Here is a 24,631-nt window from a genome sequence, read left to right on the forward strand (position 1 = left end):
GCATATCCCATCAAATCGGTCGATATTGAACGCTGTAATGGAACAGCGGGATATGCCGATGACGGTGCACAGGCTGATCGAACCGGGCGCATGGGGCGCCGACCGGCTGGGACCGCTGGTCACGGCGCTGCGCGATGCGCGCAACCAGTGGCGCGTGCGTCAGGATGGCCGCCGCGCGATCAGCCGCTTTCCACAACCGCGTGACGTGCAGCTTGCCGTCGAAACCATTTCCGGCGCGTTGTTTCCCCGCCGTCTGGGCAGCTATTCGGGCGATCCGGCGACCGAGGACGCGTGGGTCGCGGCAGAGCTGGGTCGCGGTCTTGCGCTGCTGACCGATCAGGTCGCAGCCGAACTGGATTACTGGCAGGCGGAAACGCCCCACCCCTTTGACCCGGATCAGGCGGAACAGATCGTCGCCCATTTCGCCGAGCATCTGCCCGATGTGCGTGCGGCGATCGACGCGGATGTGGAGGCGGCGTTCGCGGGCGATCCGGCGGCACGCAGCGTCGATGAAATCCTGATCAGCTATCCCGGCGCACACGCGATCCTCTATCACCGGCTGGCGCATCCGCTGTACAATCTGGGCGCGGTGATCGTGGCGCGCGTGATTTCGGAACTGGCCAATGCCAGAACCGGCATCGATATCCACCCCGGCGCGACGATCGGCCCCCGGTTCTTCATCGACCATGGCACCGGCGTCGTCATCGGCGAAACAACGGTCATCGGTGCCAATGTCCGGCTGTATCAGCACGTCACGCTGGGCGCGCGCAGCCCGGCGGCGGCGACCGGCCTGACCCCGCGCGAACGCTTTGCCCGGCACCCGGTGATCGGGGACGATGTGGTCATCTATGCCGGGGCCACGCTGCTTGGCCGCATCCAGATCGGCGATGGCGCGACGGTCGGCGGCAATGTCTGGCTGCTGGAGGATGTGCCGGCAGGCGCGGTGGTGGTTCAGCCGGGCGCCGTCCAGCTGGACGGGGAAGCCGCGATCCATGTTGCTGCCGCGCTGAAGGGCGCGCGCGCATGAGCCTGCCCTGGCATCGGGTGCCCCGGCATGATGTGGAGCCGCGCCCGGTCATCGGCGTCCTGTGCTGCAACGAACGGTTCGACCGGCCGATCCAGTCGGTAGCGAGCCGCTTTATCGAGCCGCTGCACCGCCTGTCCGACGTAACCGTGCTGCTGGTCCCGGCCATCACCGATGCGGTGGACATCGCATCGGTCACGGCGCGGCTCGACGGGCTGTTGCTGACGGGATCGCGCAGCCATGTCGCCCCCGCGCGCTATGGCATCAACAGCGACGCCTGTGCCGAGCGGCTGGACGTTCAGCGGGACGAAGTGGCCATGCGCCTTGCCGCCCGCATGATCGAAACGGCCCGGCCGGTGTTTGGCATCTGTCGCGGGCTTCAGGAACTGAACGTGCTGTTCGGCGGGTCGCTGCACCTTGATCTGGGCGAGGGCCGCCATCACGGGGTGGAGCGCGACGGCGCGTTCGAGGCGTTGTTCGATCATGCGCACAGCGTCGATCTGGCCGATGGCGGCGTGCTTGCCGGGCTGACCGGCCAGCGGCGGCTGACGGTCAATTCCGTGCATCGTCAGGGGATCGACCGGCTGGGCGAAGGGCTGGCCATCGAAGCGACGGATCCGGAGGACGGCCTGATCGAGGCATTTCATGCCCGGCCCTGCGGTGCAGAGGTGCTGGCGGTGCAATGGCACCCCGAATGGCAGGCCGACGCCCCGGAAAGCGCCCGGTTGTTTCAGCGGATGGGCGCGTCGCTGCGCCGCGAACTGTAAGGATCGACAGGATGGCACAGGCGAACCCGGCCGCGGGGTTGAGGGGTAATTTCGGGCTTCAGGTGCTGATCGGTCTGGCCATCGGCCTGTTGCTGGGGTTTTTCGCGCGCGGGCTGGGCGATGGCAATGCGCTGGCAGAGGCGATGCGCACCATCGGCACGATCTTTGTTCAGTTGCTGAAGGCGCTGGTGCCGCCCATCGTGGTCACGGCCATCATCGCATCGGTCGCCGCGCTGCGGACGCTGAACAATGCCGGGCGGCTGGTCGCGGCAACGCTCGGCTGGTTCGCGATCACGGCCTTTACCGCGGTCCTGATCGGCATTGTGCTGGGCATCGTGCTTGAACCGGGCCTGCGGGCAGGTGTCGATATCGCCGCGGCAAAGGCGCCGACGACGACCGGATCGTGGCTCGATTTCCTGAAGGGGATCGTGCCGGGCAACGCCCTTGGCCTGACCGCATCGACCAGTCTGAAGGATGGCGCCGCCACCACCGCGCTCGGGTTCAACGTGCTGCAACTGATCGTCATCGCCGTGGCGCTGGGCGCGGCGGCGGTCGCAGTCGGCCCGGCGGGCGAACCGTTCCTTGCCTTCAACGCCTCGCTTCAGGCGATCGTCCGCCGCCTGCTGTTCTGGGTCATCCGCCTGACGCCCATCGGCACGGCGGCGCTGATCGGCGATGCCGTGGCGCGCTATGGCTGGGATGCGCTCGCCTCGCTCGGCTGGTTCGCGCTTGCCGTCTATCTCGGTCTCGCGGCGGTGGCGTTCATCGTCTATCCGGTCGTGCTGAAAGCCAATGGCCTGTCGCCCATCGCCTTTTATCGCGGGGTCTGGCCTGCGGCTCAGCTGGCCTTTGTCTCCCGCTCGTCGATCGGCACCCTGCCGGTGACGCAGGAGGTGACGGAGCGCGCGCTGGGCGTGCCCTCCGCCTATGCCGCCTTTGCCGTGCCGCTGGGCGCAACGACCAAGATGGACGGATGCGCCGCCATCTATCCCGCCATCGCCGCGATCTTTGTCGCGCAATTCTATGGCATCGCGCTGGGGGTCGAACAGTATCTGCTGATCGTCCTCGTCTCCGTCCTCGGATCGGCGGCGACGGCGGGGCTGACGGGGGCGGTGGTGATGCTGACCCTCACCCTGTCCACCCTTGGCCTGCCGCTGGAGGGCGTGGGCCTGTTGCTCGCCATCGATCCCATCCTTGACATGGGCCGCACCGCCGTGAACGTCATCGGTCAGGCGCTGGTGCCGCTGGTGGTATCGAAACGCGCCGGCCTGCTGGCCGATCGGGAACAGCCATCGGCAGGAACGATGGTCGCCGCCTGATCGGTCCGCCGGACCGTACAAGGAGAGTGACGATGCGCCTGGCCCTGATCGCTGCCCTGATCGCCTGTACCCCGGCAACGGCTGCCGCGCCGTCGGCGTGGCGCAGCCTGTCGAACGGCCGCGACTTTGCCGGCTGGTCCGGGTTCAAGGGCGCGCCGGTGCCGACGAAATGGCGGGTTCAGGACGGCGCCTTTACCCTGGGCCGCGATGGCACGGGCGGCGATCTGGTCACCGCGGACAGTTTCGGGGATTTCGAGCTGGAACTGGAATGGAAGATTTCCGCCGGGGGTAACAGCGGCATCCTTTATTTCGTGCGCGAACTGGCCGACACGGATCAGACCTATCTGACCGGCCCGGAAATGCAGGTGCTGGACGATGCCCGCCACGCCGATGGTAAGCTGCCCTCGCACCGCGCCGGTGCGCTCTATGACCTGATCGTCCCCGCATCTGCCGCCGCCCGGCCGGTGGGTCAGTGGAACAAGGTGCGCATCCTGTCCCGCGACGGGCGGATCGAACACTGGCTAAACGGAAAGCGGGTCGTCGCCACCCGCTATGGCGATCCCGCCTGGAACCGCAGGGTCGCGGAATCCAAATTCGCCGCCATGCCGCATTTCGCGCGCGAACCGCGGGGCAAGATCGCGCTGCAGGATCACGGCGACGCCGTGTGGTACCGCAACATCCGTATCCGCACCTTCTGACGCAGCGGGCGGCATTGAAACAGCGGGCGACCGTTCGGGGCCGCCCGCTGCGCCGGATCAATAGCCCAGAGCCTTCATCGTGGCATAGCTGAACTCGATGCTGGGGAACTCGTCCGGGCGATAGGGGGTCGCCGCAAAATCGTTCTCGACGAACAGGTGGCGCACGCCCGCCTTGGCGTTCCGCTTGAAGATCGCGGCAAAATCGATGACGCCGGCACCCACGCTCACCATCACCCCGTCCTTGGTGCGATCCTTGACGTGATAGGCGACGATGTCCCCTGCCAGCCGGTCGATCAGCGCATTGACATCCTGGCCCGCGGCAATGGTCCAGAACAGGTCCAGCTCGAACTTCAGTAGCGCGGGGTCGCGCCCGGCGATCATCAGGTCGTACAGGCTGCGCCCGTCATGCTTCACCGTGAATTCGAAATCATGGTTGTGATAGGCCAGCTGGATGCCCGCCTTTTTCGACCGCTCGCCAAAACGATTCAGGCCGGTGATCAGCCCGCGCCATGCCGCCGCCTCGCGCAGCGGCGCTTCGGCATAGGGGACGACGATGACCGACGCGCCCAGGACGCGCGCGCGCTCGATCACTTGGTCGGGCTGTTCGACGATCTGCTGATAACCGACATGCAGCGACGGCGCGGTCAGGCCCAGCCGGTCCTGCGTCTTGCGCAGCATGGCCGGGTCCAGCTTGTCATACCCGCCACCGCCATATTCGACCTCGCGATAGCCGATGGCCGCAACCCGCTCCAGCGCAGCGACCGGATCCTTCTCGAATGCCGCGCGGATGGTGTAAAGCTGAAGCCCGACGCCCTTGATCGCGCCGCCTCCGGTTGCCTGCGAAAAGGCGGCCGGGGCCAGTGCGGCTGCTCCGCCGACCGCGACGGCCCCGGCCAGCATCTGACGACGTGTGGTGTTCATATGTCCCTCCCGTTGGACCCGGCCGCCCGGCGGCGCGGATCAATGATCACTTGGCGGCTTCGGCCTTCAGATAGGCGATGATCGCGGCGCGCTTGTTCGCATCGTTGACGCGGATCACCATCTTGGTGCCCGGAACGGTCGCCGCAGGATTCGCCAGATACGCGTCCAGCTTTGCCTCGGTCCAGGTGATGCCCGACTTTTTCAGCGCGGGGCTGTAATTGAACCCGGCGACCGATGCCGCCTTGCGCCCGACCACACCGTTCAGATTGGGGCCGACGCCATTGGCACCGCCCTTGTTCACCGTGTGGCACGCCCGGCACTGGGCGAACGCCGTCTGGCCCGACTGGCCCGGTTGCGCCTGGGTCGCCCCGCCCTGGCTGGACGCGGTAAAGCCGATGGTCATTGCCGCTGCAATCGCGGCCCCGGAAAGAACGGTCTTCTTCATGTCTGCCTCCATTCGCGCTGGCCCTCCGCAACCTTGTCCCGGTGCGGCGGGTACAGCCTCAAGTCCTTGTCTTCATTGCGCCGGGTTACGGACGCGGGCCTTGCCCTCGCCTGAATATCCCGGTGCCCGCGGGGATCAGTGTCCCCCCTGCCGTGCCAGCCGCTCCACATCGGCCAGCCCGGTCCATTTGTCATTGCCCGCCGAATTGGCGATCGCCGCCTGAACGAACGTCATGGTGCGGATGCCATCGGTGATGCCGGGGAACCAGTCGGGCGACCCGGGTGCCGGCGTCGCGCTTGCCCCGGCATGGATCGACCGGCCGAACGCACGATACAGGTTGGCGAACGCCTCCAGATACCCCTCGGGATGCCCGGATGGGGTGCGCTGGCGCGCGATGGCCAGCGGGTCCAGCCCCGGCCCGCCTGCGCGCAGCGTCTCGACCGGCCGGTCGTGCCAGCGGATGACGAGCGTGTTCGGCTCCATCTGCCGCCATTCCATGCCGCCCGTTTCGCCATAGACGCGGATTTTCAGGCCGTTTTCCTCGCCCGCCGCCACCTGGCTGGTGCGCAGCGTGCCGGTCGCCCCGCCCGCCAGCCGCATCAGCACGGCGACATCGTCGTCCAGCCTGCGGCCCGGCACATGGATGCTCAGTTGCGCGCTCACTGCCTCGACCGACAGGCCGCTGATATGTTCGGCCAGCTGAAACGCGTGGGTGCCGATATCGCCGATGCAGCCGCCAAGCCCCGCACGGGCGGGATCGGTGCGCCATTCGGCCTGTTTCTGCCCGTCCGCATCGATTGCGGTGGACAGCCAGCCCTGCAGATATTCCACCTCGACCAGCCGGATCCGGCCCAGTTCGCCGCGCGCGATCCGCGCCCGCGCCTCGGCCACCAGCGGATAACCGCTATAGGTAAAGGCCAGGCCATAGAGCCGCCCGGACCGGGCAACCGCCGCCTCGATCTCCAGCGCTTCGGCCAGGTCGAGCGCCATCGGCTTTTCGGAAAAAACGTGGAACCCCGCATCCAGCGCGGCAATCGCCGCCGGCTTGTGCAGATGGTTGGGCGTGACGATGGCCAGCGCCTGCATCCGCTGTTCGGGCGGCAGCGCCCGCTCGCCCGCCAGCATCGCCTCCAGTGTCGGATAGGCGCGGTCCGGCACCACATGGACGGCCGCTGCCGACCGGGTGTTTCGGGCCGCATCGCTGCTGAATGCCCCGGCGACCAGGTCCCATTCGCCGTCCATCGCGGCGGCGATGCGATGGACCGCGCCAATGAACGCGCCCTCCCCGCCACCGACCATGCCGTACCGCAGCCTTGGGGTCGCGCCGCTCATTCGCCCGCCTCGTCCAGCTTCAGCGGGCGGACCCAGATGTTGCGGAACGACACCGACGAATCATGATCCTGCAACTGGATGGGCAGCGAATCGCCATGCGGCTCATAGGTCGCGACCTTTCGCCACACCGTCGTGCCCAGCATCCGCTGGCGATGCTGCACCAGCACGCCGTTCAGGAACACGGTGACATAGGCGGGTCGTTCGACCTTACCGGCGGCATCGAAGCGCGGCCGTTCGAACACGATGTCATAGCTTTGCCATTCGCCCGGCTTGCGCGACGGGTTCACTAGCGGCGGCTTCCAGCCATAGACGGAACCCACCGTACCATCGGCATAGGTCGGGTTCTGATACCCGTCGAGCACTTGCACCTCATATCGCTGCATGAACGATATGCCGCTGTTGCCCCGGTCCTGTGACGTCCGCTGCGGCGGGTTGGGGGAACGGAATTCCAGATGCAGCTGAACGTCGCCGAATCCCTGCTTGCTGATCAGCGTGCTGTCCTTGCCCCCGACGCGCGGCGGCACCGTCAGCGCCCCGTCCTTGACCAGCCAGGGGATGCCCGTCGTGGTCCACGCATCGGCCGACTTGCCGTCGAACAGCACGACCGCATCCGATGGCGGCGCCCCGACGACCGGGCCGGGCGTCACCACGGTCGGTGCGGGGCGATCGGGATCATGCACGTGCCACTTGCCGCCGGGCAGCATCGGGGTGTCCCGAAATCCGGGCTTGTCCTGTGCCGCGGCCAGGCTGGCCGCCCCCGTCACCGTCAACGCCGCGACGGCCCCGATTGTCCAACGCTTCACATCTTCCTCCTTGTCCGCCCTGCTCAGGCCGGGTTGATCGTGCGATAGGCGGCGATCAGCCGATCCTCGCCCGCACGGCCCGCTACCGAATTGCCGTGTTCCATGCCGATCACGCCGGCATAGCTCCGCGCCTTCAGCCAGGCACAGATATTGGCATAGTTGATCTCGCCCGTGCCCGGTTCCTTGCGGCCCGGATTGTCGCCGAACTGCAGATAGGCGATCTGGTCCCAGCACGCCTCCAGCGCGCGGATCAGGTTCCCGGACTGGATCTGCTCATGATAGAGGTCGGCCAATACCTTGACCGACGGGCTGTTGACCGCGGTTGCCAGCGCATAGCCCTGCGCAATGGTCTGGAGGAACACCCGCGGGTGATCGGTGCGGGTGTTCAGCGGCTCCATCACCATCACGATCCCGTGCGGGGCCATGATGTCCGCGGCACGCCGCATCACATCGATGATCCGCGCGGTCTGCATGTCGATCGGCACGCGCGGGTCCAGAAACCCCGGCACCACCGTCGTCCATTTCGCGTTCAGCCGCTTTGCGACGTTCACCGCCGCACGGATATCGGCCAGAAACGCCTGACGCGGCGCATCGTCCTCGCCGCCCAGCACCGGCTGAAACGTCGACCATTGCGGCAGCGACGCGACGAACACGCCCATCGTCATGCCATGCCGGGCCAGCGCGCGGGCCATCGCCTCCTGCTCGGCGACGGGCCGCTTGCCCGCCTCATTATCTTCCCAGCCGCGAAAGCCCTGATCAGCGGCAAAGGCGATCTGATCGGTCAGACTGCCCCTGCTGGCAAAGCTGCCCTGATGCGGCGCAAAGTTGAGCGCCAGTCTGGCCGCCGATGGCGTCTTGTCCTGCGCCACGGGCAGTGCAGCGGCGGCACCCGCTGCGCCCAGCCCGGTAGCCAGGATCGCCCGGCGGCTAAGGGTCACGCCGCCTCGCCCGCCAGCTGCGCGCGCGTCTTGCCCCGTTCGCGCAGGATCACGATGCCGAACACGACCAGCAGGATCAGCGGCAGGATCGCCAGTCGCTGGAACGATGCCGACGCCGCCAGATCCTCGACCGCCAGCTTCGCCTCGCCGACCAGCGCGGCATAGGCGTCCGCCCCGCCGGCAAAGCTGATCTTCGCCTCGTCATACATCGCACCCAGACGCGGCAGCACGACATAGCTGGCCAGCGCGCCCGCCGATCCGACCAGACCCATGGCCCATGAACCGCCGCGCGGATAGCGTTCCGCCACCGACGCCAGCATGGTCGGCCACATCACACAGACGCCCAGACCCCAGACGGTCGATGCCGCAATCGCGGCCGCAGGCGACTGTGCCAGCGACAGCATATACAGCCCTATCATGGCCAGCAGGCTGGACAGCCACAACAGGCCGGGATTGGAAATCTTGTTCGCCAGACGGCCCGCAAAGTGGCGGAACACGAACATCAGCGCGTTGACGTAAACGAGCAGCAGGATGCCGCGCATCCCCACCCGGTTGGTCAGCGCCACGTCGATCCACTGACCGGGGGCCAGTTCCGACGCGGCGGTCAGGAACATCGCGCCGAACCAGATGAAGAAGCTGGGGCGGCGGAACACCTCGCCCATCATCTCGCCGAACGATACCCCGCTCTGCGCGCGCAGCGGCGGCGGGAACCGGGTGGTCGCCGCCATAGCCACGGTGATGATCGCCGGAATGATGGTCAGGCCGATGATCGCCTGCCACGGCAGCGCATCGCCCAGGAAAAAGCCCAGCAGGCCGCCGATGATGATGCCGCCGGGAAACCATGCGTGCAGCACGTTCAGCCGGTGGGTCGCCTCTTCGGGATAGATTTGCGCGGTCAGCGGGTTGATCGCCGCCTCGCACAGGCCCCAGCCGATGCCGCTGACCAGCATCCCGAACCACACGATCCAATAGATCGTCATGCCGCTGGCGATGGTCCCGGCCAGCGCGATCGCCGCCGTCCCGACGATGAAGCAAAGGCCGCTGCCCAGCAGCATCCGCTTCATCCCGATCTGGTCGAGCAGCGCGCTGGTCACGAACAGGGTGATGGCAAAGCCCAGGAACGCCGCACCCAGCGCGCCCGCGATCAGCTCGCCCGCCTGCAACGGAGCGACGGGGTCGATCCATTCCGTCTTCAGCCCGCCGGCAATCGCCCCGCGCAGCGCCAGTCCGGCAGCGGCGGTAAACAGCGCCATGACGCTCAGCCAGAACAACCGTGCCCGATCAAACACGCCTTCGCTCACTGCACCATCCCCCATCATCGTCTTATCCATTGTGCGGCCCGCCCCTTGTTCAGCCGTCCAGGCCGAGCAGCTTGCGGTTGACGGCGGGATCGCTGCCCGCCGCGAAATCGTCGAATGCGCGTTCAGGCCGCCGGATCATGTGCGCGGCGATGAACGGGGCGCCTTCCCGCGCGCCGTCCTCGGGATGCTTCAGGCAGCATTCCCATTCCAGAACGGCCCAGCCCTGATAGCCATATTGCGTCAGTTTCGAGAAGATGCCCCCGAAATCGACCTGTCCGTCGCCCAGCGACCGGAACCGGCCCGGCCGGTCCACCCAGTCCTGAAACCCGCCATAGACGCCCGATCGGCCGGTGGGGTTCAGTTCGGCATCCTTCACATGGAACATGCGGATGCGCTCATGATAAATGTCGATGAACGACAGGTAATCCAGCGCCTGCAGCACGTAATGGCTGGGGTCGAACAGGATGTTGGCGCGCGGGTGATTGTCGACCAGCGCCAGGAACCGCTCATAGGTCACGCCGTCGTGCAGATCCTCGCCCGGATGGATTTCATAGGCGACATCGACGCCCTGTTCATCGAACGCATCCAGGATCGGCCGCCAGCGCTTGGCCAGCTCGCCAAACGCTTCCTCGACCAGCCCCGCCGGCCGCTGCGGCCAGGGATAGAGATAGGGCCAGGCCAGCGCCCCGGAAAAGGTCGCATGGGCATTGAGGCCAAGGCGGCGGCTGGCCTTTGCCGCCAGGTGCAGCTGCTCCACAGCCCATTGCTGGCGCGCGGACGGATTGCCGCGCACGCCTTCCGGCGCAAAGCCGTCGAACGCGGCGTCATAGGCCGGGTGAACCGCAACCAGCTGACCCTGCAGGTGCGTGGACAGCTCGGTGATCTCCACCCCCGCCTCGCGGCAGATGCCGGCGATCTCGTCGCAATAATCCTGGCTCTCGGCTGCCTTGGCCAGGTCGATGCAGCGCGGATCCCATGTCGGGATCTGCACGCCGGCATAGCCCGCCTCGGCCATCCATTTCGCGGCAGAGGCCAGCGTGTTGAACGGCGCTTCGTCCGACATGAACTGCGCCAGGAAAATCGCCGGACCCTTCATCGTGTCTTTGCCTTCTTGCCATTCGGTTCAAACTGCCGGGCCAGCGCCTCCAGCTCGCTGCGCAGCTGCCGGTCGGGCTTGCCCTTGCTGGGGAAAAATTCCAGCCCGATCGGCCCGGCATAACCCGCCTGCCGCACCGCGGTCAGCACGCGGCCGAAATCCACCTCGCCTGTCCCCGGTTCGTTGCGGGCGGGCGAATCGCCGATCTGGACGTATGCGATCTGGTCGATCCCCTTGCGGAACCGGTCGATCAGGTCGCCCTCGGCCCGCTGCATGTGGAACAGGTCCCAGTTCAGTTTCAGCGCCCGGCTGTTGATCGCGCGCATCACCTTCAGCGCGTCGTCCGACCCGTACAGGAAAAAGCCCAGATGATCGCGCGGGTTGAACGGTTCGACGATGAGCGTCAGCCCCGCCTTTTCCGCCAGCGGCGCAGCCAGCGCCAGCCGGTCCTGATACCGGGCCAGCGCATCGGCATAGCGGACGCCCTCGATCGCCTGATGCCCGACCACAGTGGCCATCCGGGAATTGAGCGTCACGCCGAAATCCAGCGTCTGCTTCACCGCGTCCAGAAACTGCTGTTCGGTCTGGGCGGGGTCGGCGATCTTTTGCGGCACGGCGGTGAACTGGACGATCGAAATGCCCGCATCGCGGCACTGGCGCGCAATGGCGGCGGCGTCGCGCTTGGGCGCTTCCACGCCCCAGATCTCGATCTTGTCGAATCCCATCGCGGCCGCCGCGTCGATCCGCTGTTCCAGCGGGCGGTCCCGCCACCAGGTATCGACATTGACGGCCCAACCGGACAGGCCGGGGCGGGCCGCCGCCATCGCGATCGACGGCGCCATGCCCGCCGCCACGGCCGCTCCGGCCAGCCCGATGGCCTGCCGCCGCCCGATCATCGGGCGGCCGTCGCCGGCGGGGTCGAACGCGTTCGCATCCGGCATCAGATGCGGCCGGCCTTGATCGCCTTGACCGCATGGTCCGACGCGCGGGCGGACAGCGCCATGAAAGTCAGCGACGGATTGACGCAGGAAATCGACGTCATCTGCGACCCGTCGACGACATAGACATTTTCCGCATCGTGCAGGCGGCTGTGCTTGTCGGTCACCGACTGGCGCGGATCGGCGCCCATGCGCGCGCCGCCCATTTCGTGGATGCCGTCGCCGGGCACATGTTCCTGCCGGCCGGACGTGACGTTGATCAGGCCCGCCGCCTTCAGCATCGCCTCGCCCTGCTGGCGCGCATCCTCGATCAGCTTCAGCTCATTCTCGCGGAACGTGACGTTGAACTGCACCTGCGGCATCCCGAACCGGTCCTTCTTGGTCGGGTGCAACGTCATGCGATTGTCTTCATAGGGCAGACATTCGCCGAACGCGGTCATGCCGAACATCCACGGGCCATAGCCGCGCATCCCGTGCTTCATGTCCGCACCAAAGCCCGGCTTCATCAGCGGCGACCGGCTGGCCGAACCCTGATAGCCATAGCCGCGGCGGAAGCCGAGGCCGTCATCGCCTTCCAGGTTGCGGAAGCGCGGAATATAGACGCCGCCCGGGCGACGGCCATATTCGATCAGGTCCAGATTGCCCGGCACCTCACCAGAGGCATGGGTGCGGAAGATATGGTCCATCAGATACCGGCCCAGCGTGCCGCTGGTATCGAAATGGCTCCGCTCGCTGCCCTCGGCGCGCGAATTCATCAGGATCTGCACCGTCGCGGCGGTGGACGCGGCCATCATGATCAGCCGGGCATTGATGATTTCCGCCTGGCCGGTCTGCGTATCGACCACCCGCACGCCGGTCGCCCGCTTCTTCTTGGCGTCATAGATCAGGTTGGTGACCAGCGCATCGGACCGCAGCGTCATCCGGCCGGTCGCCTGCGCGGCCGGCAGCGTCACCGCCTGGCTGGAAAAATACGCGCCGAACGAACAGCCGCGACCGCACTGATTGCGGAACTGGCACTTGGTCCGGCCCTGATCGGGCTTGTCCTCGGTCATGTTCGACACGCGGCAATTAATCAGCTTGCGGCCCGGATAGGCGCTCTCCAGCTTGCCCTTCAGCCACGTCTCGGCGACGTTCATCGGAATGGGCGGCTGAAACTCGCTGTCGGGCAGATAGGACAGGTTTTCGCGCGAACCGGAAATGCCGGCATATTTCTCGACATAGCTGTACCAGGGTTCAAGGTCCTCGTACCGGATCGGCCAGTCCAGCCCGTGCCCGTCGCGCTTGTTCGCCTCGAAATCGATGGGGGCCCAGCGGAACGACCAGCGGCCCCAGATCAGCGACTTGCCGCCCACCGCGCCCGGCCGGATCCAGTAGAACTTGTCCCCGTCCTCATAGGCATAGGGGTTCAGGCGGTCGTTGTTGTAATGCTTCTTCATGCCCGGCGCGACATAGCCGTGCCGCGCGATGAAATAGTCGCTTTGCAGCTCGCGGGCGGGCATCCGGTCGCGGGCCGGGATCTCGAACGGCGGCTTGCCGTCATAATCGTAATTGCCGTGCTCCACCATCACGCCGCGATCGAGCACCAGGACCTTCAGCCCCTTTTCGGTCAGCTCCTTGGCCGCCCATCCGCCACTGACACCCGATCCCACAACGATCGCGTCATACCGGTTCGTCGTCGCCATCTGCTCTCAAACCTTCTTCATGAATTGCATCTGCGGGCCATCGGCCATCGCGGGGGAAATGGTTCAGGCGGAAAAGACGCGCCCGACTTCGGCATAGGGATAGGCGCCGTCATACTTGCCCGGCACCGGCAGATAGCTGCGCTCCACGGTGACGCCGATTTCCGACGTGTAATATCCCGTAATCACCATCTGCTTCAGCGCGGGGAAAAAGGCGCGGTCGCCCAGCGTGCCGTTCATCGCCTGGGTCAGCAGGCCGTCAAGCTGCGCCGGATCGATCGCCGTGGCGGGCTTGCCGAAATCCGCACGCGACTTGGCATCGACGGCATCCAGCCCCGCCTTGATCAGCCCGGCCTCGTCCGGCATCGCCCATTCGGCCAGCAGCTGTTCGATATAGGCGTGCACTTCGGCGGCCTTTGCCCCCGGCGTGTCGGTCGTCGGAATGATCCGCTCGCCCAGTTCGGCCAGCAGCGCGCGCTGCGCATCATTGAAGACGGGGGTGTCGGGCATTGCGTGGCCGACCAGCACGCCAGCCGCTTCCGCCCGCGCCAGCGGCGCAAAGACGGATGCACCCAGCGATGCCATCAACCCGCCCAACACCAATCGCCGATCAACCATGCCTCTCTCCCTCATTCCGCCCGGCGCGTCGCCCGATCCTGGAAACCGGGCACATCGTCCTGGCCAAAATCGCCGATATCCATGGTTGACATCATTGTCATACCATCCCGGCCGCACACCGTACTAATACATATGCTTTAGGGCGGTCTGTCCAGCGGGCCAAATGCTATCGTCGGATCGGCAAAAAAGAATTGGTATGCACGACCGGCCGCCGGGGATCGTTCCTGTCGCGTGACGATCGGGTGGCGTCCGTTTTCGTGCGATCCGCATGCCGGATCCCTGCCAAGCCGGGTTGACGGCCGCTGCTGTTCGGCTGATCCATGCCTGACAAGGCTGTCATCAGCAGCCACAGGTCAGTGTCGGGGGAAAGGACGCCATGCAGGAAAGCTATGATGCGATCGTCGTCGGATCGGGTGCGGGCGGCGGCATGGCGGCCTGGATGCTGACCCGGGCCGGCGCACGCGTCCTGATGCTGGAGGCTGGCCGCGACTATGACCCGAACGAGGCCCCGATGCTCAGCCCCTCGCGCGATGCGCCGCTGCGCGGGGTGGGCACGCCGGACAAGGATTTCGGCTATTATCTGGCTGCCGTCGATGGCGGATGGGACATTCCGGGCGAGCCCTATACCAAGGCGGAGGGGACCGATTTCCTCTGGTGGCGCAACCGGATGCTGGGCGGCCGCACCAATCACTGGGGCCGCAATTCCTTCCGCATGGGGCCCTATGACTTCAAACCGTTCAGCCGCGACGGGCTGGGGGTGGACTGGCCGGTATCCTACGAGGAAATGGCCCCATGGTATGATCGCACCGAAACGGTCGTCGGCGTCTATGGCGACAATCCGGGGCTTGAAAACCATCCGGACAGCGGGCCGGGCGTGTTGCACGATCCGCCCAAGCCGCGGGCATGGGAACTGTTCCTGAAATCGGGCGGGGCAAAGGTCGGGATGCCCGTCATTCCCGCCCGCCGCGCCGTGCTGACGCGGCAGGTCGATGATCGCCAGCCCTGTTACTGGGCGTCCGATTGCGGGCGCGGCTGTGCCATCGGCGCGGCGTTTCAGACGACGACCTCGCTGATCCCCTATGCCAGGGCCACCGGCAAGCTGACGGTGCAGACCGACGCCATGGTTTATGAAGTGATGGTGGATCGCACCGGCAAGGCATCGGGCGTCCGCTATATCGACCGCAAGACCCGCGCCCAGCGCGAGGCAAAGGCCCGCGTCGTCATCCTGTCCGCCAGCACGGGCGAAACCGCCCGCATCCTCCTGAATACCAAGGTTTCGGGCCGGTCAGAAGGGTTGGCCAATTCCAGCGGCCAGGTCGGGCGCAACCTGATGGACACGGTCGGATCGAACCTGTCGGCCAGTTTCCCCGCCTTGGAGGGGCGGCCCCGCTATAACGAGGACGGGGCCATGGGCCTCCACGTCTATGTCCCCTTCTGGCAGTATCAGGAGCAAAAGGCGGGCAAGCTCAATTTCGCGCGCGGCTATCATATCGAACTCTATGGCGGGTTCGGCGAACCGGGGATGACGAGCCTGGATGGCTATGGCCCGTCGCTCCGCCGCGATGCCTGGCGCCAGTACGGCACCGGCATCGGCTTTGCCCTGCGCGGCGAAATGATCCCCAACGCGCAAAGCTGGTGCGAAATCGATCCGGTGGCCAAGGACAAGTTCGGCATCCCGGTGCTGAAATTCCATTTCGGCCAGACCGATCAGGAGCGCAACATGGTGCAGCATTTCCGCCAGGCGGTCGGCGATCTGGTCACTGCCATGGGCGGCCGGCTGCACGACGCGGGGCCCATCGACCGCAGCATGGCCAAGGGCGGAGAGATCATTCACGAAGTCGGCACCGCCCGCATGGGCAGCGATCGGCGCACGTCGGTGACCGACAGCTATGGCCGCTGCTGGGATGTCGACAATCTCTATCTGGCGGACGGATCGGTCTTTGCGTCCAAGGCGCACAAGAATCCGACACTGACCATCATGGCGCTGGCCATGCGCACCGCCGATCATGTCGCGACGCGCCTGCGTCAGGGGGAATTGTGATGACCGGACCCGTGATGGATCGCCGCACGACGATCGCCTGGCTCGCCGCTGCCATGGCCAGCCTGCCCGCCGCCGCGCACGGCATGGGGCTTCAGGGGGTGAAATGGCCCGCGGACGCCCTGCCCCCGATCACCGCGCCCGGCTATGGCGGCGATCCCGACCTGCTCGATCCAAAGGTGCCGTGGCCGCTCACCATGACTGCGGCGGAACGCGCGGCGACGACCGCGCTGGTCGACATGATGCTCCCCGCCGAACCCGCCATCGGCGCCAGTGCCGCCTCAGCGCTCGGCGTCCCGGCGTTCGTCGATGAATGGATCAGCGCGCCCTATCCCGCGCAACAGGACGACCGGTCGCTGATCGTCCCCGGCCTTGCCTGGATCGATGCCGAAAGCACCGCCCGCTTCGGCAAGCCCTTTGCCGCGGTCACCAATGCCCAGCGCGCCGCGATCTGCGACGACATCGCCTTTCGCGGACGGGTAAAGCCGGGGCTGGAGCAGGCGGCACGATTCTTCGACCGCGTGCGCTCGATCGCCCTGCTCGCTTATTATTCGACGGAAGAAGGCTGGCAGCAGATCGGCTATCTGGGCAACACGCCGACCACCGGCCCCTATCCCGGCCCCACGACAGAGGCGCTGGCCCATCTGCGCGGTGTGCTGACAAAACTGGGCCTGCCGCCCGTCTGATCGGAAGTAATGGCGCACCCAAGAGGATTCGAACCTCTGGCCTCTGCCTTCGGAGGGCAGCGCTCTATCCAGCTGAGCTATGGGTGCGTGGTCAGGCCGGTTAGCAGAGCATTCCGCGCCGCGCCAGCCTGTTTTAGCGGCTTTGTCCTTCCAGCTTCACGGGCTGGAACGGGCCAAGGCCGCACGCGCCCGTCGGCTGCAATCCGGCCCCCTGCACGCTCAGCACGCGGATGATGTCCACCGAACACAGCTGGTTGATGCGCGTTTCATAGGAAAAGCGCCGCTCCAGTCCCAGCAACGGACAGCGGTTGGGCAAGGTGTTTCGATACATCTTGCCGCCCACCATCTCGAAATCGATCACCCGGTCCGAACGGACGTGCGACTGGCGAAGGCGGATGGTTGAGATGCAGTCGACCGGATCGCCCGTTGGTGTCGCGGCGGGGCGGACATCGGCCGCCTGCTGTTCGGCGCCGGCCTGATCGCGCGCGGTGGCGCATCCTGCGGCGGTCAACATCAGTGCGATCGGAATGATGGCACGCATCGTTCAGCCCTCCTTTGCCGGCGTTCTGCGCTTTGCCGCGGGCGGCGGCGTCTTGGGCTTGAACGCACAGAAGGCCGCAACGTCGCATCGCCAGCATTCGGGCGTCCGCGCCTTGCAGACATAGCGGCCGTGCAGAATCAGCCAGTGATGTGCGTTGAGCCGGAACGGCGCGGGCGTTGCCTTGTCCAGCTTCTTTTCCACCGCCAGCACCGTCTTGCCTTTGGCGAGGCCAGTGCGGTTGCCCACGCGAAAGATATGCGTATCGACCGCGAACGTCTCTGCCCCGAACGCACAGTTCATCACGACATTCGCCGTCTTTCGCCCCACGCCGGGCAGCGCCTCCAGCGCATCGCGGTCGTTCGGCACCTCGCTGCCATGATCGCGGATCAGCGCTTCGGACAGGGCGATGACATTCTTCGCCTTGGCATTGAACAGGCCGATGGTCTTGATGTGCTGTTTCAGCCCATCCTCGCCCAGCGCGACCATCTGTTCGGGCGTATGCACCTCGGCGAACAGCCGCCGGGTCGCCTTGTTCACCCCCACGTCGGTCGATTGCGCCGACAGGACGACCGCGACGAGCAGCTGGAAATGATTGCCATAGGCAAGCTCGGTTTCCGGCGACGGGTTCGCCGCCGCCAGCTGCTCGTAAAATGCGATGACGTCCGCCTTTTTCAACGCGCAAGCACGTCCTGCATCGTGTACCGCCCGGCCGCCTTGCCGGTCAGCCACAGCGCGCCGCGCACTGCCCCGCGCGCAAAGATGGTACGGTCATAGGCCCGGTGGTTCAGCTCGATCACCTCGTCCGGCCCGGCGATGATGACGCTGTGATCGCCCGGGATCGTCCCGCCGCGCACGCTGGCAAATCCGATCGTGCCCGCCACCCGCTCTCCGGTCAGGCCAGCCCGGCCCGTCACGCCCACTTCGGCCAGCGTCGTCCCGCGCCCCTCGGCCGCCGCCTCGCCCAGCATCAGTGCGGTGCCCGACGGCGCGTCGCGCTTGGCGCTGTGATGCGCCTCGACGATCTCGATATCCCATCCATCGCCCAGCCGCGACGCCGCCTGGCGCACCAGGTCGGTCAGCAGCGTGACGCCAAGCGAGGTATTGCCCGTCTGCAGCACCGCAATCTCGCCCGCCGCCGCGTCAATCATCGCGTGATGCGCGTCGCTCAAGCCCGTGGTGCCGATCAGGATCGGCTTGCCCGCCCCCCGTGCGGCCAACAGATTGGCCTCAAGCGCGGCGGGCACCGAAAAATCGATGAGCACGTCAGACACCGCCGCCACCGCTGCCGGGTCGCCGCCCGCATCGCCGCGGCCCGCGATCGCCACGCCCATGCGCTCCGCCACCGCCGCGATGGCCAGCCCCATGCGCCCGTCCGCGCCAAAAATGCCGATGCCGGTCATGCCGTTCCTTGTGTCTGCTGCAATCATCGGGGGCATAGCAGCGGCAACCGGACGACCCAAGGGCGGATTGCAGCGCCCGCCCCCTGCTCAACCGATCAGGATCGCGCCCGCCACCGCCATGATCATCAGCGCGAACAGACGCCGCGCCACACCCGCACGGCTCGCCAGCCACCGCACCATCGGCATCGCCGCCACGGTGCCCAGCGCTCCGCCCGCCACCAGCGCGCCGAACAACGCCCAGTCGACCGAACTGGACAGGGCATAGCTGGCACTGGTCGCGCCGCCGAACAGGGTGACCGACACGAGGCTGGATGCCGCAGCATTGGCGATGGTCATGCCGGTTGCCGCCATCAGGCCCGGCGCGATCAGGAACCCGCCGCCAATGCCGAAAAACCCGGCGGCCAGCCCCGCGCCCAGCCCCGCCAGCGCCAGTTTCGGCACCATGGCAGGGGACAGGTGCACCGCCGGATCGCCCTCGCTCCTGCGCGGGATCATCATCGACACCGCAATCGCGATCATCGCCAGCGCGAACCAGTTGAGCAGCGCCGCGCCGTCGGTTTGCTTGCCAACCTCCGCACCGATCATCGCACCCGCCAGGCCCGCCACCGCAAACACGCTGGCGCACGGCCACTTCACTGTCCCCGCCCGTGCCTGCGCCGTCAGGCCGACGGCAGCATTCACCGCCACCGCCGCTGCCGATGTACCGATCGCCAGATGCGTGTCGGCAACGCCGACGACATAGATCAGCCACGGCGTCGCCAGCACTGACCCGCCCCCGCCGAACAGCGTCAGCAATAGGCCGACCAGCGCCCCGCCCAGCGCCGCCAGCATCAGGGTTTCGGGCGCATCCATCGCATCAGGCCGTCCGGCGATTCCACGGGGCGAGCATCAGCAGCCGCGCCATGCCACAAAATCCGGTTGCCCCCGCAAAGGTCAGGCCCGCGCCGACAAACGTCGAAAGGGCAAGCCAGCCCGGCGCGACGAACAGGCCGAGCAGGACACCGATCAGGACCAGCGATCCCGCCGCGATCTGCACCTGCCGCATGATCTCCAGCGGTGCCTTGGCATCGGTCACCACCGGCAGACCCGCCTGTTCCCACGCATCGACGCCGCCCGCCAGCACATAGGCTGTGCCCGGCACCGCGGCGGCCAGCCGGTCGCACGCCCCCGCCGTCCGCATCCCCGTTCGACAGGTAAAGATCGCCTCTGCCCCGCCCGGTGCGGCGAATTGTCCGGCGGACAGCGGCCGCGACAGCGCGCCAGACACATGGCGGCGGGCAAACTCGTCCGCCTCGCGAATGTCGATCAGCACGGCCTGCCCGGCATCCATCCGGGCACGGGCCTGTTCGGGGCTCAGGGAAATTAGGGTCATCACACGCACTCCGGGTCTGGGGGGCAATAGATCTCGGCCAGCGTGCCCATCACCTTCAGCGCGGCGGGGTCGGCGATCCGGTAATGGATCGCCTGCCCCTCGCGCCGGGTGGCCAGCACCCCGTCCTCGCGCAGCATCGCCAGATGCTGGGACAGCGCCGACTGGCTGATGCCGACGCGCCGCTGCAATTCGCTCACCGGCAATTCGCCGCCATCGGCCAGCTGGCACAGCACCATCAGCCGCCGCTCATTGGCAAGCAGGCGCAGCAGGGCCGCGGCACGCGAAGCGCTGGCTTCGAAAACGGCGCGGTCGAAACGGGTCAGGTCAAGCATGACGTGGAATATATCAGTTGAATCTAATTTAGCAAGTTCTAATATAATGGCCAAGGAGATTGACCATGCATCCCATCGTCCACGGCTTTTTCGATCCCGCCACCAACACGGTCAGCTATGTCGTGCATGATCCCGCGACCCGCATGGCCGCGATCATCGACCCGGTGCTGGATTTCACGCCCAATAACGGCCGTACCGGCACGGCCAGCGCCGATGCGCTGCTCGCTCATGTCCGCGACCATGGCCTGACCGTGCAGTGGCTGCTCGAAACGCACGCCCATGCCGATCACCTCTCGGCGGCACACTGGCTGCGCGGACGCACCGGCGCGCCCATCGTCATTGGTGGCCATATCGCTGACGTGCAGCAGATTTTCGCCCCGCTGTTCGGCGCGGACGACGTGACCCCGGACGGCAGCGTGTTCGACCGGCTCGTCAGCAATGGCGACACCCTGCCGCTCGGCGATCTGACCATCGACGTGATCCATACGCCGGGCCATACGCCCGCCTGTGTCAGCTATCATGTCGGGGATGCGCTGTTCGTCGGCGACACGCTGTTCATGCCGGACTATGGCACCGCCCGCGCGGACTTTCCCGGCGGCGATGCGGCGATGCTGTATCGCTCGATCCGGCGGCTGCTCGCCCTGCCCCCCGAAACCCGGATGTTCGTCGGCCATGACTATTTGCCGTCCTCACGTGCCGACCATGCGTTTGAAACGACGGTCGGCGATCAGCGCGCGCACAACATCCATGTCCATGACGGGGTCGGCGAGGCGGACTTTGTCGCGATGCGCACCGCCCGCGACGCCCGGCTCGACGCTCCGCGCCTGATCCTGCCTTCCCTGCAAGTGAACATCCGCGCCGGTGCCATGCCGCCCCCTTCGCCCACGGGTCAGGTCTATCTGCGCATCCCCCTCAACGCGATCTGACGGGTCGGTGCAGAGCCACTCGCAATGTTGGATTTGGCCTGCTTAACTGCGGCCATGCCCATGCCGCGCTCCGCCCCCCGCCCCGCCAGTCGCACCGCAGCGAAACCCTCACGTTTGACAGTCGTCCTGCGTGCAAAACCCGTTCAATGTGTCAAAACTGTCAGCCGTCAGCCATGACAAGCGACCTCCGATCCATCGTCATCCTGACCGGGGCTGGCATCTCCGCCGAAAGCGGGATCGCCACCTTTCGCGGCCCCGGCGGGTTGTGGGAGGGACACCGGGTCGAGGATGTGTGCACGCCGCAGGCGCTGGCCGCCGATCCCGATCTCGTCCACCGTTTCTACGATCTGCGCCGTGCCGCGCTGGCGACCGTCGAACCGAACGCGGCCCACCACGCGCTTGCCCGGCTCGATGCCGAATGGCCCGGCAACCTGCTGCTGGTCACCCAGAATGTCGACGATCTGCACGAACGAGCCGGGTCCCGTCGCCTGATCCATATGCATGGCGAGCTGAAGTCCGCCCTGTGCGCCGCCTGCGATCACCGCCAGCCGCATGACGGCGACCTGCCGCCCGGAAGTGTCTGCCCCGCCTGCACCGCCCCGGCCATGCGGCCGGACATCGTGTTCTTCGGCGAAATCCCCTACCGGATGGATGAAATCGAAACCGCGATCCGCGATGCCGACCTGTTCGTTTCCATTGGCACTTCCGGCGCAGTCTATCCGGCTGCGGGTTTTGTCCAGACCGCGCGCTATGTCGGCGCCCGCACACTGGAAATGAACCTCGATCCCTCGGCGGGCAGCATCTTCTTCCACGAAAGCCGCATGGGGCCCGCCGGCGAACTGGTGCCCGCCTGGGTGGAGGAAATGCTTGGTGCGGCCACCCCAACCCGCTCAAGCTGAGCCTGTCGAAGCATGAGCCTGCCGCCCGTTAGCAGCACGCTATCCCCCCAGCGCCTTTTGCCGCCGCCGCTGGACCGAACTGCCGATGCCCATCGCCTCGCGATACTTGGCGACGGTGCGCCGCGCGATGTCGAACCCCTTGGCGTTCAGCATCTCGACCAGCGTGTCGTCGGACAGGATCTTCTTCGGGTCCTCCGCCTGGATCAGCGTGCGGATCGCCGCCTTCACCGCCTCGGCCGACACGGCGTCGCCGCCGTCCGCCGACTGGATCGCGCTGGTGAAGAAATATTTCAGCTCAAACAGGCCCCGGGCACAGCTCAGATATTTGTTGCTGGTCACCCGGCTGACGGTCGATTCATGCATCTCGATCGCTTCGGCCACCCGCGCCAGGGTCAGCGGGCGCAGATGCGCGACGCCGTGCAGGAAAAACGCCTCCTGCTGCTTCACGATCTCGGTCGCCACCTTGATGATCGTCCGCTGCCGCTGATCCAGCGCCTTGACCAGCCAGTTGGCGCTGGCCAGGCAATCCGACAGCCACGCCCTGCCCGCCTTGTCCTTGCCCGCGCTGCCCGACAATTCGGCATAATAGCTGCGATTGACCAGCAGCCGGGGCAGCGTCGCCGAATTGATCTCGACCGCCCATCCCGCCCCCCGGCGGGATACGTAGACGTCGGGCGTCACCGCCTGTGCCGATTCCCCGCTGTATCGACAGCCGGGCTTTGGGTCATATCCGCGCAATTCGCGGATCATGTCGGCCATGTCCTCGTCATCGACGCCGCACATCCGCTTCAGCTGGGCGATCTGCCCGCGCGCCAGCAGGTCCAGATTGTCGATCAGCCGCGCCATGCACGGATCGTAACGGTCCGCCTCCCGCGCCTGAATCGCCAGACATTCGGCCAGGTTGCGCGCACCCACGCCCGACGGGTCGAACGTGTGGATGATGGCCAGCACCGCCTCCACCCGGACCAGCGGCACGCCCAGCCGGTTGGCCACGTCCAGCAGCGACACGGTCAGATATCCGCACTCGTCGATCTGATCGATCAGATGCGCGGCGATGAACAGGTCCGCACCCGACACCGACTGCCCGGCCTGGGACAGCAGGTGATCGGACAGTGAGATGTCGGCACCGGCAATCGCATCCAGGTCTGGCCCGTCCTCCGGCCCCGCGCCGCTGGCGCCCGATACCGACAGGCCGCCGTCCAGCCCGCCGATAGAATCCGACGCGCTGTCGTGATGAAATGTCTCTGCCGTGAAATCGACGTCCAGCGCCGCCTCGTCCGCGGCGCCCCCGCTGGTCAGCAGTTCGCTGGCATCGGCCGGGCCGTCGCGCGGTTCGGCGGGATCGACGATCAGTTCGGGCGGCAGCTCGATCTCGCCACCCGAAGAGCCGTCATCATCGCCGGACTGCGCGTCGAGCAGCGGGTTCTTTTCCAGCTCCTCGGCAATGAACCCCTCGATCTCCAGATTGGACAGCGCCAGCAGGCGGATCGCCTGCTGCAGCTGGGGCGTCATTACCAGCGATTGCGTCTGGCGCAGATCGAGGCGCGGCGCGAGCGACATCCTAGCTGGACACGGTGCCGGCTCGCTCACCCACCCGGCCACCCATTTCAGAATATCCTGCCGATGGGTGGCCGGGTGGGGGAGCGGGCTGGCGCCGCCCTCCGGCAAACACATTCACAACGAAAAGCCCTCGCCCAGATACAGGCGGCGGACATTGGCATCCGCGACCAGCTCGGCGGGCGATCCGCTGAACAGCACGCGGCCGTCATAGATGATGTAGCCGCGGTCGACGATTTCCAGCGTCTCGCGCACATTATGATCAGTGATCAGCACGCCGATGCCGCGCGTCTTCAGGTCCTTGACCAGGTCGCGGATGTCCGCGATCGAAATGGGGTCGATGCCGGCAAACGGCTCGTCCAGCAGCATGATGGTCGGATTGGCGGCCAGCGCGCGCGCGATTTCCGCCCGCCGCCGCTCACCGCCGGACAGCGCCATTGACGGGCTGGCCCGCAGCCGGGTCAGGCCGAATTCGTCCAGCAACTGGTCCAGCCGCGCCTGCCGCCGGTCCTTGTCCGGCTCGGCCAGTTCCAGCACGGCAAGGATGTTCTTTTCCACCGACAGGCCGCGAAAGATCGACGTTTCCTGCGGCAGATAGCCAAGGCCCAGCACCGCGCGGCGATACATGGGCAGGCCGGTGATATCCGTGCCGTCCAGCAGGATGCGCCCGGCATCCGGCTTCACCAGGCCCATCACCGAATAAAAGCACGTCGTCTTGCCCGCGCCATTGGGGCCGAGCAGGCCGATCACCTCGCCCTTGCCGACGTTCAGCGACACATCGGACAGGACGCTGCGCTTGTCATACGCCTTTGCGATCGAAACGACGGACAGGCCATCGTCCACGATCGGCTCTGCCTGTTGCGAGGAGACATCGGCCGCAACCGGCGCGACTATGTCGTTCATGCGTTCGTCCGTCCTGCACTGGCGCGGTGCGCCCGCGCTTTGTCGAATTGGCAGGAATCCTGCATGATTTGCCGGTTCCTGCCAAGGGGGCATGACGC

General features: G+C 66.6%; 26 protein-coding genes and 1 tRNA gene. 8 read left to right on the plus strand and 19 right to left on the minus strand.

Annotation, left to right across the window (positions count from 1 at the left end):
* Positions 1–37: 37 nt before the first annotated feature.
* Genes epsC through NYR55_RS05410 form a run of 4 tightly spaced genes read left to right on the plus strand, consistent with a single transcriptional unit; the run spans position 38 to position 3,808 of the window.
* Positions 38–1,027, plus strand: coding sequence for a serine O-acetyltransferase EpsC (gene epsC, locus NYR55_RS05395; RefSeq protein ID WP_260020189.1), 990 nt, complete (start codon positions 38–40; stop codon positions 1,025–1,027).
* On the plus strand, positions 1,024–1,791 hold the full coding sequence (locus NYR55_RS05400; RefSeq protein WP_260020190.1) for a gamma-glutamyl-gamma-aminobutyrate hydrolase family protein: 768 nt from the start codon (positions 1,024–1,026) through the stop codon (positions 1,789–1,791). The genes epsC and NYR55_RS05400 overlap by 4 nt, the downstream gene beginning before the upstream one ends.
* Before the next feature lie 11 nt (positions 1,792–1,802).
* Positions 1,803–3,110, plus strand: a complete 1,308-nt coding sequence (locus tag NYR55_RS05405; protein WP_260020191.1) for a dicarboxylate/amino acid:cation symporter — start codon at positions 1,803–1,805, stop codon at positions 3,108–3,110.
* A gap of 32 nt (positions 3,111–3,142) precedes the next feature.
* On the plus strand, positions 3,143–3,808 hold the full coding sequence (locus NYR55_RS05410; RefSeq protein ID WP_260020192.1) for a DUF1080 domain-containing protein: 666 nt from the start codon (positions 3,143–3,145) through the stop codon (positions 3,806–3,808).
* Between the two features lie 57 nt (positions 3,809–3,865).
* Here NYR55_RS05410 and NYR55_RS05415 read toward each other — a convergent pair whose 3' ends face one another.
* The 10 genes from NYR55_RS05415 to NYR55_RS05460 form a co-directional block, all read right to left on the minus strand.
* On the minus strand, positions 3,866–4,729 hold the full coding sequence (locus NYR55_RS05415; protein ID WP_260020193.1) for a sugar phosphate isomerase/epimerase: 864 nt from the start codon (positions 4,727–4,729) through the stop codon (positions 3,866–3,868).
* A 46-nt stretch (positions 4,730–4,775) separates the two neighbouring features.
* Positions 4,776–5,174 carry a cytochrome c family protein gene (locus NYR55_RS05420; protein ID WP_260020194.1) on the minus strand — a complete coding sequence of 133 codons (399 nt, stop codon included), beginning with the start codon at positions 5,172–5,174 and terminating at the stop codon, positions 4,776–4,778.
* A 135-nt stretch (positions 5,175–5,309) separates the two neighbouring features.
* Positions 5,310–6,506, minus strand: coding sequence for a Gfo/Idh/MocA family oxidoreductase (locus NYR55_RS05425; RefSeq protein ID WP_260020195.1), 1,197 nt, complete (start codon positions 6,504–6,506; stop codon positions 5,310–5,312).
* On the minus strand, positions 6,503–7,309 hold the full coding sequence (locus NYR55_RS05430) for a DUF1080 domain-containing protein (protein WP_260020196.1): 807 nt from the start codon (positions 7,307–7,309) through the stop codon (positions 6,503–6,505). Before NYR55_RS05430 ends, NYR55_RS05425 begins: the two co-directional genes overlap by 4 nt.
* A gap of 23 nt (positions 7,310–7,332) precedes the next feature.
* A complete protein-coding gene (locus NYR55_RS05435) occupies positions 7,333–8,247 on the minus strand; it encodes a TIM barrel protein (RefSeq protein WP_260020197.1) in 915 nt (304 codons plus the stop codon).
* Positions 8,244–9,578, minus strand: coding sequence for an MFS transporter (locus tag NYR55_RS05440; RefSeq protein ID WP_260020198.1), 1,335 nt, complete (start codon positions 9,576–9,578; stop codon positions 8,244–8,246). The genes NYR55_RS05435 and NYR55_RS05440 overlap by 4 nt, the downstream gene beginning before the upstream one ends.
* Before the next feature lie 19 nt (positions 9,579–9,597).
* Positions 9,598–10,644, minus strand: coding sequence for a sugar phosphate isomerase/epimerase (locus NYR55_RS05445; protein ID WP_260020199.1), 1,047 nt, complete (start codon positions 10,642–10,644; stop codon positions 9,598–9,600).
* Positions 10,641–11,585 carry a TIM barrel protein gene (locus tag NYR55_RS05450; RefSeq protein ID WP_260020200.1) on the minus strand — a complete coding sequence of 315 codons (945 nt, stop codon included), beginning with the start codon at positions 11,583–11,585 and terminating at the stop codon, positions 10,641–10,643. The genes NYR55_RS05445 and NYR55_RS05450 overlap by 4 nt, the downstream gene beginning before the upstream one ends.
* A complete protein-coding gene (locus tag NYR55_RS05455) occupies positions 11,585–13,264 on the minus strand; it encodes a GMC family oxidoreductase (RefSeq protein ID WP_260020201.1) in 1,680 nt (559 codons plus the stop codon). The genes NYR55_RS05450 and NYR55_RS05455 overlap by 1 nt, the downstream gene beginning before the upstream one ends.
* Before the next feature lie 63 nt (positions 13,265–13,327).
* Complete coding sequence (locus NYR55_RS05460) at positions 13,328–13,879, minus strand: gluconate 2-dehydrogenase subunit 3 family protein (RefSeq protein WP_260020202.1); 552 nt, start codon at positions 13,877–13,879, stop codon at positions 13,328–13,330.
* A gap of 376 nt (positions 13,880–14,255) precedes the next feature.
* Here NYR55_RS05460 and NYR55_RS05465 point away from each other — a divergent pair, with 376 nt between their 5' ends.
* Together NYR55_RS05465 and NYR55_RS05470 are read left to right on the plus strand one after the other, a co-directional pair.
* Positions 14,256–15,920, plus strand: a complete 1,665-nt coding sequence (locus tag NYR55_RS05465) for a GMC family oxidoreductase (RefSeq protein WP_260020203.1) — start codon at positions 14,256–14,258, stop codon at positions 15,918–15,920.
* Positions 15,920–16,603, plus strand: a complete 684-nt coding sequence (locus NYR55_RS05470) for a gluconate 2-dehydrogenase subunit 3 family protein (protein WP_260020204.1) — start codon at positions 15,920–15,922, stop codon at positions 16,601–16,603. Before NYR55_RS05465 ends, NYR55_RS05470 begins: the two co-directional genes overlap by 1 nt.
* Before the next feature lie 10 nt (positions 16,604–16,613).
* Here NYR55_RS05470 and NYR55_RS05475 read toward each other — a convergent pair.
* The 7 genes from NYR55_RS05475 to NYR55_RS05505 form a co-directional block, all read right to left on the minus strand.
* Positions 16,614–16,690, minus strand: a tRNA-Arg gene (locus NYR55_RS05475).
* A 46-nt stretch (positions 16,691–16,736) separates the two neighbouring features.
* Positions 16,737–17,144, minus strand: coding sequence for a hypothetical protein (locus NYR55_RS05480; protein ID WP_260020205.1), 408 nt, complete (start codon positions 17,142–17,144; stop codon positions 16,737–16,739).
* Between the two features lie 3 nt (positions 17,145–17,147).
* Positions 17,148–17,819, minus strand: coding sequence for an endonuclease III (nth, locus tag NYR55_RS05485; RefSeq protein ID WP_260020206.1), 672 nt, complete (start codon positions 17,817–17,819; stop codon positions 17,148–17,150).
* Positions 17,816–18,544: a 4-hydroxy-tetrahydrodipicolinate reductase gene (gene dapB / locus NYR55_RS05490; protein ID WP_260020207.1), complete on the minus strand. Its 729-nt coding sequence runs from the start codon at positions 18,542–18,544 to the stop codon at positions 17,816–17,818. Before dapB ends, nth begins: the two co-directional genes overlap by 4 nt.
* A gap of 87 nt (positions 18,545–18,631) precedes the next feature.
* A complete protein-coding gene (locus NYR55_RS05495) occupies positions 18,632–19,396 on the minus strand; it encodes a sulfite exporter TauE/SafE family protein (protein ID WP_260020208.1) in 765 nt (254 codons plus the stop codon).
* A gap of 4 nt (positions 19,397–19,400) precedes the next feature.
* Positions 19,401–19,916 carry a rhodanese family protein gene (locus tag NYR55_RS05500; RefSeq protein WP_260020209.1) on the minus strand — a complete coding sequence of 172 codons (516 nt, stop codon included), beginning with the start codon at positions 19,914–19,916 and terminating at the stop codon, positions 19,401–19,403.
* Entirely contained in the window at positions 19,916–20,248 is a 333-nt protein-coding gene (locus NYR55_RS05505) for a metalloregulator ArsR/SmtB family transcription factor (RefSeq protein ID WP_260020210.1), read from the minus strand. Before NYR55_RS05505 ends, NYR55_RS05500 begins: the two co-directional genes overlap by 1 nt.
* 65 nt (positions 20,249–20,313) lie before the next feature.
* Here NYR55_RS05505 and NYR55_RS05510 point away from each other — a divergent pair, with 65 nt between their 5' ends.
* Both NYR55_RS05510 and NYR55_RS05515 read left to right on the plus strand, forming a co-directional pair.
* A complete protein-coding gene (locus tag NYR55_RS05510) occupies positions 20,314–21,174 on the plus strand; it encodes an MBL fold metallo-hydrolase (RefSeq protein WP_260020211.1) in 861 nt (286 codons plus the stop codon).
* A gap of 173 nt (positions 21,175–21,347) precedes the next feature.
* The gene (locus NYR55_RS05515) at positions 21,348–22,073 is read left to right on the plus strand and encodes an NAD-dependent deacylase (RefSeq protein WP_260020212.1); all 726 of its coding nucleotides are present in this window, start codon (positions 21,348–21,350) and stop codon (positions 22,071–22,073) included.
* 39 nt (positions 22,074–22,112) lie between these two features.
* Here NYR55_RS05515 and rpoN read toward each other — a convergent pair whose 3' ends face one another.
* A complete protein-coding gene (gene rpoN / locus NYR55_RS05520) occupies positions 22,113–23,633 on the minus strand; it encodes an RNA polymerase factor sigma-54 (RefSeq protein ID WP_260020213.1) in 1,521 nt (506 codons plus the stop codon).
* A 114-nt stretch (positions 23,634–23,747) separates the two neighbouring features.
* On the minus strand, positions 23,748–24,533 hold the full coding sequence (lptB, locus tag NYR55_RS05525; protein WP_260020214.1) for an LPS export ABC transporter ATP-binding protein: 786 nt from the start codon (positions 24,531–24,533) through the stop codon (positions 23,748–23,750).
* Positions 24,534–24,631: the final 98 nt, after the last annotated feature.

This window comes from Sphingomonas sp. BGYR3, assembly GCF_025153455.1.
GTDB lineage: Bacteria > Pseudomonadota > Alphaproteobacteria > Sphingomonadales > Sphingomonadaceae > Sphingomonas.

Coding starts and splice junctions, on each gene's coding strand:
- NYR55_RS05420 (WP_260020194.1), bottom strand. CDS start 5,174: ATGAAGAAGACCGTTCTTTCCGGGGCCGCGATTGCAGCGGCAATGACC.
- dapB (WP_260020207.1), bottom strand. CDS start 18,544: ATGACCGGCATCGGCATTTTTGGCGCGGACGGGCGCATGGGGCTGGCC.
- NYR55_RS05455 (WP_260020201.1), bottom strand. CDS start 13,264: ATGGCGACGACGAACCGGTATGACGCGATCGTTGTGGGATCGGGTGTC.
- NYR55_RS05415 (WP_260020193.1), bottom strand. CDS start 4,729: ATGAACACCACACGTCGTCAGATGCTGGCCGGGGCCGTCGCGGTCGGC.
- NYR55_RS05510 (WP_260020211.1), top strand. CDS start 20,314: ATGCATCCCATCGTCCACGGCTTTTTCGATCCCGCCACCAACACGGTC.
- rpoN (WP_260020213.1), bottom strand. CDS start 23,633: ATGTCGCTCGCGCCGCGCCTCGATCTGCGCCAGACGCAATCGCTGGTA.
- NYR55_RS05410 (WP_260020192.1), top strand. CDS start 3,143: ATGCGCCTGGCCCTGATCGCTGCCCTGATCGCCTGTACCCCGGCAACG.
- NYR55_RS05505 (WP_260020210.1), bottom strand. CDS start 20,248: ATGCTTGACCTGACCCGTTTCGACCGCGCCGTTTTCGAAGCCAGCGCT.
- NYR55_RS05470 (WP_260020204.1), top strand. CDS start 15,920: ATGACCGGACCCGTGATGGATCGCCGCACGACGATCGCCTGGCTCGCC.
- NYR55_RS05495 (WP_260020208.1), bottom strand. CDS start 19,396: ATGGATGCGCCCGAAACCCTGATGCTGGCGGCGCTGGGCGGGGCGCTG.
- NYR55_RS05425 (WP_260020195.1), bottom strand. CDS start 6,506: ATGAGCGGCGCGACCCCAAGGCTGCGGTACGGCATGGTCGGTGGCGGG.
- NYR55_RS05465 (WP_260020203.1), top strand. CDS start 14,256: ATGCAGGAAAGCTATGATGCGATCGTCGTCGGATCGGGTGCGGGCGGC.
- NYR55_RS05480 (WP_260020205.1), bottom strand. CDS start 17,144: ATGCGTGCCATCATTCCGATCGCACTGATGTTGACCGCCGCAGGATGC.
- lptB (WP_260020214.1), bottom strand. CDS start 24,533: ATGAACGACATAGTCGCGCCGGTTGCGGCCGATGTCTCCTCGCAACAG.
- NYR55_RS05500 (WP_260020209.1), bottom strand. CDS start 19,916: ATGACCCTAATTTCCCTGAGCCCCGAACAGGCCCGTGCCCGGATGGAT.
- NYR55_RS05515 (WP_260020212.1), top strand. CDS start 21,348: ATGACAAGCGACCTCCGATCCATCGTCATCCTGACCGGGGCTGGCATC.
- NYR55_RS05400 (WP_260020190.1), top strand. CDS start 1,024: ATGAGCCTGCCCTGGCATCGGGTGCCCCGGCATGATGTGGAGCCGCGC.
- NYR55_RS05460 (WP_260020202.1), bottom strand. CDS start 13,879: ATGGTTGATCGGCGATTGGTGTTGGGCGGGTTGATGGCATCGCTGGGT.
- epsC (WP_260020189.1), top strand. CDS start 38: ATGGAACAGCGGGATATGCCGATGACGGTGCACAGGCTGATCGAACCG.
- NYR55_RS05445 (WP_260020199.1), bottom strand. CDS start 10,644: ATGAAGGGTCCGGCGATTTTCCTGGCGCAGTTCATGTCGGACGAAGCG.
- NYR55_RS05405 (WP_260020191.1), top strand. CDS start 1,803: ATGGCACAGGCGAACCCGGCCGCGGGGTTGAGGGGTAATTTCGGGCTT.
- NYR55_RS05440 (WP_260020198.1), bottom strand. CDS start 9,578: ATGGATAAGACGATGATGGGGGATGGTGCAGTGAGCGAAGGCGTGTTT.
- NYR55_RS05450 (WP_260020200.1), bottom strand. CDS start 11,585: ATGCCGGATGCGAACGCGTTCGACCCCGCCGGCGACGGCCGCCCGATG.